Annotated in this window: 14 protein-coding genes and 1 pseudogene; 7 read left to right on the forward strand and 8 right to left on the reverse strand. The window is 57.8% G+C overall.

Annotation, left to right across the window (positions count from 1 at the left end; genetic code table 11):
• Positions 1 to 306 precede the first annotated feature (306 nt).
• On the reverse strand, positions 307 to 582 hold the full coding sequence (locus tag WT97_RS12670) for a hypothetical protein (RefSeq protein ID WP_059789803.1): 276 nt from the start codon (positions 580 to 582) through the stop codon (positions 307 to 309).
• On the reverse strand, positions 579 to 860 hold the full coding sequence (locus WT97_RS12675; RefSeq protein WP_059789804.1) for a hypothetical protein: 282 nt from the start codon (positions 858 to 860) through the stop codon (positions 579 to 581). The genes WT97_RS12670 and WT97_RS12675 overlap by 4 nt, the downstream gene beginning before the upstream one ends.
• A gap of 14 nt (positions 861 to 874) precedes the next feature.
• Between WT97_RS12675 and WT97_RS32685 the strand changes: the two are divergent.
• Positions 875 to 1341, forward strand: a pseudogene (locus WT97_RS32685) (SOS response-associated peptidase family protein); the annotation flags it as partial.
• Positions 1342 to 1457: 116 nt separating this feature from the next.
• Here the strand turns inward: WT97_RS32685 and WT97_RS32690 are convergent.
• Together WT97_RS32690 and WT97_RS32695 are read right to left on the reverse strand one after the other, a co-directional pair.
• Positions 1458 to 2042 (reverse strand): HNH endonuclease, encoded by a 585-nt coding sequence (locus tag WT97_RS32690; protein WP_082741801.1) that lies wholly within the window; start codon positions 2040 to 2042, stop codon positions 1458 to 1460.
• Positions 2035 to 3285 (reverse strand): AAA family ATPase, encoded by a 1251-nt coding sequence (locus WT97_RS32695; RefSeq protein WP_179949775.1) that lies wholly within the window; start codon positions 3283 to 3285, stop codon positions 2035 to 2037. The genes WT97_RS32690 and WT97_RS32695 overlap by 8 nt, the downstream gene beginning before the upstream one ends.
• A gap of 191 nt (positions 3286 to 3476) precedes the next feature.
• On the opposite strand from WT97_RS32695, the gene WT97_RS34065 reads away from it, so the two are divergent.
• Entirely contained in the window at positions 3477 to 3701 is a 225-nt protein-coding gene (locus WT97_RS34065; RefSeq protein WP_156440248.1) for a hypothetical protein, read from the forward strand.
• Here WT97_RS34065 and WT97_RS12685 read toward each other — a convergent pair.
• From WT97_RS12685 to WT97_RS12695, 3 genes are read right to left on the reverse strand one after another with little or no spacing between them, the layout of a single operon-like run.
• Positions 3693 to 4808, reverse strand: a complete 1116-nt coding sequence (locus tag WT97_RS12685; protein ID WP_059789805.1) for a type VI immunity family protein — start codon at positions 4806 to 4808, stop codon at positions 3693 to 3695. The two genes, WT97_RS34065 and WT97_RS12685, sit on opposite strands and share 9 nt — an antisense overlap.
• Before the next feature lie 14 nt (positions 4809 to 4822).
• The gene (locus WT97_RS12690; protein ID WP_059789806.1) at positions 4823 to 5554 is read right to left on the reverse strand and encodes a VRR-NUC domain-containing protein; all 732 of its coding nucleotides are present in this window, start codon (positions 5552 to 5554) and stop codon (positions 4823 to 4825) included.
• A complete protein-coding gene (locus WT97_RS12695) occupies positions 5551 to 6081 on the reverse strand; it encodes a PAAR domain-containing protein (protein WP_059789807.1) in 531 nt (176 codons plus the stop codon). The genes WT97_RS12690 and WT97_RS12695 overlap by 4 nt, the downstream gene beginning before the upstream one ends.
• A 251-nt stretch (positions 6082 to 6332) precedes the next feature.
• Here WT97_RS12695 and WT97_RS32705 point away from each other — a divergent pair, with 251 nt between their 5' ends.
• The 4 genes from WT97_RS32705 to WT97_RS12710 all read left to right on the forward strand — a co-directional run bounded on the left by WT97_RS32705 (position 6333) and on the right by WT97_RS12710 (position 10466).
• Positions 6333 to 7190 carry a hypothetical protein gene (locus WT97_RS32705; protein ID WP_218919443.1) on the forward strand — a complete coding sequence of 286 codons (858 nt, stop codon included), beginning with the start codon at positions 6333 to 6335 and terminating at the stop codon, positions 7188 to 7190.
• A gap of 11 nt (positions 7191 to 7201) precedes the next feature.
• Complete coding sequence (locus tag WT97_RS12700) at positions 7202 to 8203, forward strand: hypothetical protein (protein ID WP_059789808.1); 1002 nt, start codon at positions 7202 to 7204, stop codon at positions 8201 to 8203.
• A 243-nt stretch (positions 8204 to 8446) separates the two neighbouring features.
• Positions 8447 to 8956: a hypothetical protein gene (locus WT97_RS12705; protein WP_156440250.1), complete on the forward strand. Its 510-nt coding sequence runs from the start codon at positions 8447 to 8449 to the stop codon at positions 8954 to 8956.
• A gap of 994 nt (positions 8957 to 9950) precedes the next feature.
• Positions 9951 to 10466 carry a GNAT family N-acetyltransferase gene (locus tag WT97_RS12710; RefSeq protein WP_059789949.1) on the forward strand — a complete coding sequence of 172 codons (516 nt, stop codon included), beginning with the start codon at positions 9951 to 9953 and terminating at the stop codon, positions 10464 to 10466.
• A 95-nt stretch (positions 10467 to 10561) separates the two neighbouring features.
• Here WT97_RS12710 and WT97_RS12715 read toward each other — a convergent pair whose 3' ends face one another.
• Complete coding sequence (locus tag WT97_RS12715; protein WP_060353556.1) at positions 10562 to 11026, reverse strand: hypothetical protein; 465 nt, start codon at positions 11024 to 11026, stop codon at positions 10562 to 10564.
• Between the two features lie 288 nt (positions 11027 to 11314).
• Here WT97_RS12715 and WT97_RS12720 point away from each other — a divergent pair, with 288 nt between their 5' ends.
• Positions 11315 to 11710 carry a hypothetical protein gene (locus WT97_RS12720; RefSeq protein ID WP_060353557.1) on the forward strand — a complete coding sequence of 132 codons (396 nt, stop codon included), beginning with the start codon at positions 11315 to 11317 and terminating at the stop codon, positions 11708 to 11710.
• Positions 11711 to 11792: the final 82 nt, after the last annotated feature.

Consider the following 11792-nt stretch of genomic DNA (forward strand, 5'->3'; position numbering starts at 1 on the left):
CTCTGGCAGCAATGCTAACCCGCGCTTGATTCCTCACGGCAGGCCAGCCTTTGCCCCGCGGGAGTCATACTGACTAGGTTCGCAACTGCAACCGCCGTGATATAGATCAAGACGTGCATAATTCCTCGGCGGTAAAGAGAGCGCGCTGTATCGGTTCGGAGCAGCAGTTTATCCTGTCAGTCCAGGCTTTGGCTTCGCGCCAGTCATTTGCATTGCGGCCCTGCTTGCGGGCGGCGAAGCTCCAAGCCAATGAATCAGCAGTGTGCAGCAACTCGCGTACGATCCACGACGACAGAGCCGTCGATTTCAACCCAAAGCCGTGCAGTTGAAGGTCGGGCCGCGCCGTCTTGATTGCATTAGCACGCGTTCGATCGCGCGTGGATCGCCGTTGCGCTTGCACACGGAACCGACGCCTACCCATGCGCCGTGTCTGAGGCGCTCGCCGTACGTCGTGACGTGTTGCACGTAGTCCTGGGGAGAGTAGCCCTGGAGTACCGGCTGGATGTAGACGCCGCCGACATCGCAATGCATCAACATGTCGTATCGATCGATCGTGAGCTGCTGGTGCTGCTCGATCGTCATGCCGGTGATCTGAGCATGTGCGCCTCGCACATGTAGTCCTGCGCTACGGCGGCCAAAAGATTTCCGTTTGTCGACCAGCGCTTAATGTGTTCCGCGTACTTGCTGACGTGTTCCGGGTAACCGCCGTGGGTCAGGATCGTGGAGAACGCCCCACTGTCCATGATCCAGTCGCCAACCGCAAACGCCGACTTGCGCGTGCGCAGGCGGTTCACGCTGATGAACGCGGCATCGAAATGCCGCGCATCAGAGGGCTGGTGCAACCCTGTAAAGAATCGCATGGCATGTATGCAAGCCGCCGTTCACGCGCACCACGATGAACGTCCGCGACGACAACCTTGGGAAGTCGCCGCTGTACGGGCCCGCTTGGCGCGCCGGCCGGCGTTGCCTGATTCCAGCCCGAACCGTCTCGAGCCGTCCTATCCAGACGCGCGCCAGGAAGCGAATGGAGACTGGGTGCTCGGGCCGTGCGTGTGGCAGCAAATCGGCGTGGTCGATCGCCCGACAATGTGCGTCGCCGGTATTTGGCGCACGCTGACGAATCCGGACGGCGCAGAGCGACACGTGATGTCGATGATTACCGTCAACGCCGACGGGCACCTGCTAATGTCGCGCATGCACAAGCCGGGGGAAGAAAAGCGATCAGTCGTGATTCTCCGGCCGGACGACTGGGAAGAGTGGCTGACGACCACGAACGTCGAAGCCGCGCGCGCGATGCTGCAACTCTACCCGGCGGACGAAATGTACGCGGAGGCCAAGTGATTCGGCGTTACGCCAAATTCGCCGACGAGGCTTGCTGTATAAGGCTGGGATGGGGTGTCACTGGTCCCCCCGACAGGGACCAGACTAACGAATCTTGCTGTCAGTCGCCATAACGATCAGGTTGCGCCGTGAGCTGCGAGGCGAGCGGCAACTACCATTGAGTACTCTTTCGACGCAGCAGCCTCTTCGGCGAGTGAGGCAAGAGCGGCGATGCGAAGTTGATCGTTAGACGTGCTGTCTGCTGCACGAATAACCTGCATTATTCGATCAAGCAACGTCTTGCGCTGCTCTAATAACTCAGGGCGATTTAACCCGATATCCTCGATCGTCAAATGGCCGCGTTCATTTTGCCGGCGTGCAAATATCCAATTGTATTCGGCTACTAGGAAATCTGCTGGATTCTCTTCATATGGGTTGATGTACGGAGTGCCAATGTCGTAATTGTCGCTCTTTTTATTGTTGCACCTGCTACACGCGATTCCGAGATTTTCCCAAGCAAATTCGAGTTCCGGGAACTTTTCCTCAGCCTTCGGTTTGATGTGCTCTACATCGCCAAAATCAATTGCAAGAATCTTGCTTTCGCAATACATACACTTTGAGTGCGTGCCGGCCAATAAAGCCTCTTTGTTTCTCGCATGCTTGTAGTTCTTGTCTTCTAGTGCCTTTGGGTACGGGCACTCAGGCCGAGTAAGCTTAATCATTTTTTTGCAGTACCCCTTGAATTGCCTCGGGGGCCAATGCTTCCAAGCCGCGAGCGCGCAGATCATCTCGCAAGTTGTCGAAAATGTTTGCCGTCGCTGGCTGGTTGGCATACTTCGACACCAATTCTTTCAATTCATCTTCTGCCCATACGGGAAGAGTAACCGATACGCCCAGCACCTCATCAAGGATTTGCGCGGCAGTTCTCGCCTTTTCCTTGAAGTCCAATCGGACCGAATGGATAGTTCCAGTATCGTCCGGTCGTAACGCGTAGACGTATGCATCAGGAACTGATGACACAACAAGGGGGCTATGTGTGCTAACAATGAAGCGTGCTCGCGGAAATGCGTCAATCAAGCACGGCAAGATTGTTCGTTGTACGCTTGGGTGGAGGTGATTTTCTAGCTCATCAATTATGGCGGTATACTCTTCGCCTTTCGCCACGTTCAAGTCAAGCAGGTAGAGCATCCAGATTGTCTCAATTAGAGACGAAAATCCACCTGAGGCCCCTTCGACGATAAATCTTTCAATCCCGTCTTTGCAGGCGAATACTACTTCCCCATTCTGAGCAATTTCGATATTCGCGAACTTGAATTGCTCTGGAAGTGCTTTCTTTAACGCTGCCTCGAAACCCTCGAAGTAAACTCTGTACTGTTCAAGTGGGCGTAGCAAAAAACGATCTCCGGATTTGATGCCATATGCGCCTACCATCCATCGGAACAAAGTTTTTTTCATAGCGCCAGCCATCGAGGCCGGGCTTCCATTGAGATCGCGTTGCTGCGACGCACGGGCATCCTCCAACGCGACTGCAGGGGTCAGGTCTGGTTGGGGGCTGATCGTGGTGGCGTCTACTGGCTGGTACGCAAAGGACGATCTAGTCGAGGAAACAAAGATACTGGGAACGGGTTTTGATGCTTGCAGTGCCAGATGCCCTCTAATATAGCCTGGCGAGCTGGAGAGAATGGACGTCGAGTCTTTTTGCCCGTGTTCGTTGGAGTACTCCAGCGTGCCAACACGGAGATAGTCCGTATCTGCAAGAAGCTTGGCCGCTGCCGACTCGCCCGGGGCGGGGTCAGGAATCTTGTAGTCGACGGCAACCCATTTCGCGTGCATCGCCAGGATTCGTAGCAGGGAAGTCTTCCCGCTGCCATTCGCACCAGTGATAATGGTCGTGCGGTTGGAGAGGTCGAGATCGACATTCCCCATTGCGTGCCAGTCGTGTACTGCCAGTCTTGCAAAATTCATACGTATGTCCGCGCGCCGAAATTGTCGGCCTTGTTGGAGATTCCGTTCAACTGCGGTCTCACTTGAGTGCCGTATCATGGGAATCAGTGAAGTATAAGCCGATACAACCGCGTCCTACAGCGGTGCTTGGGTTTTGGGGTGTGCAGCAAGGCGTAAGTTTTGGCGTAGCTTTCTGGCTAGGGTAGCGCTGGGTGTGGATTGGCATTATTTCGAAGGTAGCCGGTGAATGCCGCCCGCTTGAACTCGTGGGCAACCATCTGACGATTGCTGCACACGCTGAGCGTTATGCGAATCAGCCTTCAAATCCGGTGCACCGCGGGCAATCGGTGGCGAATGTCGAGGCAGCACGCGCGATGGTGCAGCCTTATCCGGCTGACGAAATGATCGTGGGGCGGCCGTTCATGCGCTCACATTGATGTCGGCAGCTTCGGCGTCTTGTGTAGTTCGACCCAGTAGCCGTTGATGCGGTCTGGCTCGACGTCGAGCCGACGTAGCCAAGCTTCGGTCGCAACTTGAGAATTCAACAGCGGCGCTGTGTTCGTCGCGGTTCCAGTCTGCAGGGTACCGATCTCGTCGGCAATGATCGGTCGCATTGCATTATTCAGCAGCACGTACGCGGCCGGAGGCTCGGGAGGGTGACCCGGCTCGCCGGCAATTCCCGTCTGCGGCGCGACGCCTGCCTGAATGATCAAGCCTCCGTTGTTGTAGGGCTGCTTGCGGAACCAGTCCGGCGGTAGGCCTAGTTTGTCCGCTCCCCCCAGTTTCTTTAGCAGGTCGGCGTTGACGGCCGTCAACCAATCCACCGTCTTGATGTGATCGGTGAGCCGACGGAGGTTCCGGCGCATCGGATCGCCGACATCCAGCCCGGGTCCGAACTTGCGCGCCCAGAAATATTCCGATGCCTCGTTCGGGCCCCGCTGCAGCAGAGACAGGTTCGCGGCATATCCGGCGTGACCGTTGACCGCATCGAGCTCGCCGACGGCTTGCGCGAAGAGCGCCTCAAACACGCCTGGGCAGAGCGTTAGGAAGGCCTGCGGCACGGAGAACGTCACAACGTCCATGCCTCGGTTTAACGATGCTTGCCAGTCTTCGAGGCAGAACGTCGCGAATTCCATCGTGCCGGCCTCGTCCTTGTCTGCCGCATTGGAGACGGCCAGCGTGAACGGCGCATTTGCCGGGATGCCCGTGGACAACGAGATGAGCGACGGCCCCTTTGATAGCTCCACCGGTTGCTTACCGTCCTGGTACAGCCATCGGAGCGGCGAGTCTTTCGACGGTTCACGGCCGGCCGACTGTTCTGCGGCGTGCTGGTAGACCTGCAGCGCATCGCTGTATCGCTCGTAGCAGGCGACAAGCGCCTTGCGTTTGGCCGGCGTATACCCGCCCGTGAAGTAGATCACGGCGCGCACGGCGAGGGCCGCACCTACGATCGCGCGTTGGTGCTTCGGCTCGAACGCGCCAAATGGCAACGTCCCGACTCGGTTCGGGTCATTGGCCCACGCGATCAATTCGTCCTTCGTCATTGGCATGGTGCGTATCAGGGAAAAGCCGGGAATGGGGGGAGTGACGGGGGTATGAGCGGCGGGAACAGGCTTCCCGAGCGCGCATTGGAGCCGCCGCCGAGGATGCTCTCAAGGTCCGTTTGCGACTGCTTCGCCGATGAGCGCTGCTCTTCTTCGTCAGCGTCACCACAGCCGCAATCATCCGGGCTTATGCCGGCATACTTCGATTCGTCGCCTGCGATGTCCATGTACGCGGCTTCCTGTGTCTTCGAAAATGAGTCGGGTGGGAACTTCATTTCTACCACCTTTTTGATATTCGACTGTACAGGAGGAAGTGACACGTCATTCACGATGACGACGTCCGGTCGTCGAATCCAAGGCTTGCTCTCTTCCTTATACGCATCCATGCCACCTGGCCAGTACTTCTGAATCCAAGCTGGAATCCACGGGTGCGGGGTCGACGGGTCGGACGCGCGCATGATTGGGGTTGGCGGCTCGTTCCGCATGTCATACGAGACTTCCGGAATGTAAGACGTCGTTTTGCCGGTCGCCACCTTCGACGCGAGGTTCTTTGCTCGTAGCCGCTGCGCGACGCACGATTGGCGGAGGAGCTTCGCGTCGCGGCTGAAAACGCCGATCGCCTTGCATCGACACAGCGCATCGCAGAGCACCGCGAGGTCTTCCGGGGACAGGTTGCCCTTGGTTATCCCGACCTGGGTGGTCATGCCGCTGCCGGCCGCCATGCTGCCCGATGCCGCGTTTGTCATACGTCGTTCGCCTGGCCGTTTTCGAAGTGGAGCGACGCCGCCTGATGGCTGCTTAGCCAGTCGGTATGGCCATCCGCATCGGTTGTGCCCTTGACAGTTTGGCCGTCGGCAGACGTGACGGTGTAGGGATGGTTCGCGAGGGGCGCGCGCGTCTTGTCGTCGACGAGCTGGAAGCGACCACGATAGGCACCATCGACTTGCGCGGTGGTCTGGGCGTGCACGCTTTTTCCCGCGCCGACAGAACCGCCCGCGCCGGACGTCGGCTCAACCGTTGCATTGCCCTGTGACGCGATCAGTCGTGCGCCGCAGGCCGTTCTGTCACCATCGGTCGCCACGGCGCGGCCGCCGAACGTCATGCTTCGAACCCGGACGCCCACGATGGGATAGACGCCGCCGCACTTCGGGCACGACACCATGTCACCTTCGAGGGCGAGGGGCTTACCGAAAACGATATTAGTCGACGTGCAGGCAATCACTCGGCCGCCGTGTGACGTCGTGTCGCCTTCTCGAATGAATGCTGAACCCATGCGTAATCCTCACAGGAAAAACTGAGCGGAATGTAGCATGCGCTGCACACGTCATTAGCCTGACAGGATTGCGGGGTGGGGATCGGTGCGATGTCAGGATCTGGCGCACTCGGGTATATAAATACCGCACCGAGCGTCACACGATGGCGATGATCACGGAATGGTGACGAGCACCAAGTCATGAAGCGTATGCACCTGCCTGAAGACGAGAAGCGGGCGGTTGTGATTCTGCGTTCGGACGATTGAGAGGAATGGCTGACGACGTCGAACGTCGAGGCCGCGCGGGCAATGCTGCAGCCGTACCCGGCGGAGGACATGTGGATCGACGCTGTTTCGAATTCATAGCTACCGATTGGCGTGACGACTGTACATATATACAGTATCATGGAGTTGAAAGATCTCCAGTGTTCGCTGTCGTCATGTCTGATGTTGGTCGCAATGAGCTACAATCCGCCGCTGAAATACCAGAGCAACTGACGCTCGATGAGTGCGCGGAAAGCCGGAGAGCACGCGCGGAAAATAAAGACCAACGCCGGGGTGACAGTTCAGTGATACCTGCATTTAATGCGTCTATGGTGTTGCCACCATTCATTGGTGACACACCAACGATACCTGCCGCGTGCTCGCCTTATGTTGCGGCGTTCTCCGAATATGTTCAGCGCTTTGGCCACTCGGAAGAGCGCCGTGAAATTCTTCGCGGCCTTAGAACATATCGGGCAGAGCTGCGAGCGAACGGATTCGTTGCTGGCTACCAGTGGCTTGATGGGAGCTTTTCCGAGGGCGTCGAGATGACGCGGGGCCGTCCGCCAGGCGACATAGATGTGGTGACCTATGCATACCGCCCGCCACATCTGTTGGACACACACGCGTTCGGTCAGTGGTGTATGCAAAATCAGGGACTTATCAGTCCGCGGGCCCTGAAGGCCAGGCTCCATTGCGAAGCTTTTTTCATCGATCTTCATAAACCGCCGCACTTGTTGGTGGACGATGTGCGATATTGGGCAGGGCTGTTTTCCCACCAGCGAGAGACCTTTCTCTGGAAAGGAATGGTTAACGTGCCACTCGACTCTGACGACAACGATGCCGTGGTCGCCGGAATATTGGGTTAGGAGGGGGAGGCATGCTTAAGAAGCTGAAACGCGACGCGTTAGTCGCCGATCTGACCTCGGTGCAGGGGCTGCTTGGGTCGCGCACTTTAGAAGACGATCCGACCGGATTCTTGCAGTACGAGTCGCGGCGCCAAGACATCGAGGATGAACTCGCCCGTCTCGCTGACGTGCCTGATACACACGCGTCACTCGCTGTGTTTTTTGGCGGTGGCCCGGTGCATGGTTCGTATGGCATCGATGCCGATTTTGCCGGAGGCGCTCTTGAAGAGGTTCAAGAATTAATCAAGAAGTGCCTTGCTACTCGTGAACTCGGCCAGCTACGGGATCGCGGCCGTATTCCTCTGCGTGGAAACGCGCAAATGCTGGTTACTGACGTAGCTCGCGGGTCATTTGGCTTTGTTCTCGAGGAGGCGGGTGGCGAAACTCCACTTATCGACACTGTACTCAAGGACGTGGTGGACGAGGTTGCAGAATTGCTGGGGCAAATTGGATCGGTAGATGAGCGTGACTTTGAGGCGGCTAGCGAAGCGTTGGACAGTCGAGTTCTTGTTTCGCTTCGAAAGTTTTTCCGTCGATTAGACGAGGGAGATGCGACCGTTCGTATTGTCGAGTCCGATCGCGACTTTCTATTGGATCGGGCCTCGATTAGTCGAGCGCGCTCACGTACGGATGCGATGGAAATCGAAGAGTCCGGGCAACAGTTCGAGGGAGATTTGTTCTTGCTCCCCGATTCCAGACGGTTTGATATGCACACGTCGATAGACGGGCATGCTGTTGCAGTTAGCGGTCCGGTATCCAGAGACGTTATGCGCCAACTGGAAGGGCAGCCGGAGTTGGGCACGTCGCCGATTGATCCTCGCGACATCCCGCGTCAGCCGTGGCGAGTACTTCTTAAGGTTCGGACGATTCGCGAGCGTGGCCGCGCGCCGAGAACGGCGTATTCGCTTGCTCGATTGATCGAAGCGATTGAACCAAAGCCAGGGGGCGACCAATCGCCTTCGAGGTCGGCGTAAGGTTTGGCATAGGCATTTTGTTTCGCCCTGGACTGACAAGCCACCACATTGCTTCGAAGATTGGAGCCGATGTGGTCGGCTCTGTTTCTTTTCGATGAGGAGTCCGCGGAGTCAGGCAGGGCGGCGAACGTCGAGGCGGAGCGCGCGATGCTCGAGCTGTATCCGGCCGACGACATGGCAGCAGAGCCGGCAGATAACAAGCTAATTGTCACAGCCGAAAATCAATAGTTGGGAATGACTGCGATGTCACTCGCACCTACACTGACCACCGTTGAGGATCTGTATCGGAAGCTGGAGCGCGAGTCTCGCCGTACATTTGGTTCGACGGACCCCGTTGATAAGGCTGATCACTTTTTCAATTTCTGCGTTACCGCAAGTGCGATGCGCGACTATGCGCTAGAGCACCTTGGCAAGATTCAACGAGAAGACAAACAACCTTTTTTTGATGAGTGGAACGCGAGTCCCTCTCTCGTTGCTGCGCATGAGATAGCGAACATATCGAAGCATTTCGTGCTTCGCGATCCGAGGAACAAATCAGTCAAATCGGCCAAGACACGTGATGTCCTGCATCACAACGCAACATTCGTCGATGTCTATGAGGACAATGACGGTCGCCATCATTGGGCCGAAGCCGAGTACCCCACGATAAGCGTTGTGCTTTCGGATGGAAAAACTATGCAGTTGCACGACTTCACCCGTGCCGTTATTGAGTACTGGAGGACGTTTCTCGTGAAGCATGCAGTCCGCATCTGATACCGAAACGGGTGTGTGTTTTTCTGCCTTCGCATGCAGCGTCACTGTACGCGTCCATAGCATTGACGAATGCTCAAACCCGCATCGCGCCGAGGGTCTGAGCTCTGTCAACTGTTCCTACGCACAGCGGAATCGGCCTTCGAATCCGGTGGGTCTCGGCCTCGCGCTTCAAAAGACCGATAGCGCTAAAGCGCACTGCGCGACAAAGCATCAAGCGCATGGAAACGGACACCCTATACGCAAGACAATCGAATGCCATAGCGATGAATTCGACGGTTACGAAATCATCGTCGCGTTCGTGCGGCCGGCACCCGGCGGCACGTGGATGGCGAACGTTCGGGTTCGCACAGACGGAATCGAGTGGCCTTGGCAATATGACTTCGATGCCGAATATCAGACCGTCGGACGAAGCGAGGCGGGCAGGAATCGAAATCGGGCGTGCGATCGATCGTGCGTGATATCGACCGATAGATAACACCACTTGTCCGGCACCTCCGATGTGGAGACGGGCGTGGCGACGAGCCCCCGAGCGTGCTTCGTATCGCGCGTCCGTGTCGTTGCGCAGGCAACGGCCGCATCAATTTGTCCGCGATGCTTCCTTTTCGCCTAAGGTTCCCGCTCGCCGTGCCGTTATCTTGCCTGGACAGCCCTCGTGCCTCGAATGCTGATCCGTTTTCTTGCCTGCTCGCGCAAAACGCGAGCAGGCTTTTTTCGTTTACGACCGCGCGCAACAGGCCGATTGGCGGAATCGAACAGGGGCTTGGCGCAAACCGACAAAGCGCGACAGTCTTACATTCATGTAATGTGTGACCTTCCTCGTGCCCTCATGCTTTGCAGGGCCGTTCGATCCCGACGACCGCAGGCGGTGTCGGGATTTTTTTGCCCGCGTGCCGACCTTCCGACGACGAGCCCGTGCGAAGTGCATCCCGCAAGCACGGTATATTTTGCGAAGACACATGCCGATCAAGAGAACGAGCACAAGGAGTTGCTACCGATGCCGGACACCCGGACCACACTGCGCGCCGCGACGGTGCACGACGCGAACGACATTGCTCGCCTGCACACGCTGAGCTGGCAAACCGCTTATAGCCATATTCTTCCAGCCGCCTATCTGTCCGACGAGGCGCCGACCGAGCATGCGATCCGGTGGCGCAAGTATTTCGATCGCAACGAGCGCGACTGGGGCTTCGTGCTGATCGCCGAGTCGAATGGCGAGCCGGTCGGCTTCGTCAGCGCCGAGCGCCCCGTCGATCCGGCGCTGGGTGTGTTGCTTGACTGCCTGCACGTTCATCCGTCGCATCACGGCAGCGGCACGGGCAAGCGCATGATCGAAGCGGTTCGCGCATGGGCCCGGTCGATCGGCGTGGACAAGGTCCATCTGCAGGTGCTGGAGGGCAACGTGCGTGCGATTGGGTTCTACGAACACAACGGCTGGCAATTGGCCGGAGTCGAAACGAGCCGCATCGGCCGGACGGAAGTCACCGACCGGATTTATGCGATCCAGGCTTGAACGCTTTGCCGGCGTCGGCGTGCCGCGCACGCGCGTGCAGCCGCGGCCGGCCTGCTACGGCATCGCGGCCGGTGAAATCCGAACGGACTTCGCCATCATTCGCCGCAATACCGAACCAGCAAATCGGCTTCGGTCTCGTGGATTTCGACAGGCAAGATCGTCGCGCCGGCATAGGCGAGATAGCGTGCGCGATGCTGGCCGTTACGGAACGACGCGACGCCGATTTTCGACAGGCCGGGAATGCCGAGCAGCGTTCGCGTTCTCGTCTCGCGAAACGTGATGAACGGCATGTCCGGAATCCGGTCCCGGTCCGGATCGAGGAATTCGCGAATGCCCGCGGCCTTGCCGGGTGCCCAATACTGAACCGACGGCAGCACATAGTCGGTGGTGTCGCGGTCGGCGCAGGTCAGCAGTTTCTTCAAGTCGACCGTCACGACCCGATGTCGAGAGTCGTCGGACGAAAATACCCGCTTGAGGTGCGTGTAGGCATAGGGAGCGTGCCCGGGAAACTGGACGATCCAGACATCTACGTCGCCTCGTCGTGCGTGAGCGAGCGTCATTGATTTCCTCTGGTGGCGCAAGCGGCCCTCGTGATTCGAGTTTAGCAGCGCGGACGGCTGTGCAGCAGTTCGATACCAAAAATAGGAAAATGGAGCGACTTACGGCTCAACCGACAAAAAGAATGGGAACGATCATGTGTTGACGGTCCAGATCGACAGGTTGCGAGAATATCGCGATACTGCCAGCGAGAATGAAACCCTGCGCGAAATTCACGCAAGATTCACACGGTGTCGCGAAGCACGCCGGACATCGTAAAAAAATGAGAGGGCGCATTGAGCGGAGAAGCCATGTCGTTGAAACTCGAGATCGAATATCTGGATTACTGCTTCACGGCGACGCTCGAAATCGCCGAGTCCGGCCGTACCGTCGTCGTCGACAGGCAGCTCGAGTCCGAGGTGCGAAGCAAGACGCTCGCGTGGATCGTATTCGATCGTTTTCTGGAGCGAAACGATTTCGCCGACGAGGCGGACGCGCGCGCCAATATCGTCGACTGGCTGGAGCGGCTTGCCGATCCGAGGCCCGTCGCATCGACCGAGATAGCGAAGGTGAGCGCGGGGGCAACCGGCGCGGTGGCGGCAGATTCGTCGACAGCCGAAATCGTCGGCGGCGCTGCTATTGAAATCGTCAGCAATCTCGACTGGATCGATATGGCTGCTGACTGGTTTTCCAGTGGCTCGTTGTAGCGACGAACTTGTATTTTCATGACGCAGATCATTGCGCGCAATAAATTCCGTGCGGAAATGACGAGGCGGGAATCGCATCGCG

The organism is Burkholderia sp. MSMB1459WGS, from assembly GCF_001534535.1.
GTDB lineage: Bacteria > Pseudomonadota > Gammaproteobacteria > Burkholderiales > Burkholderiaceae > Burkholderia.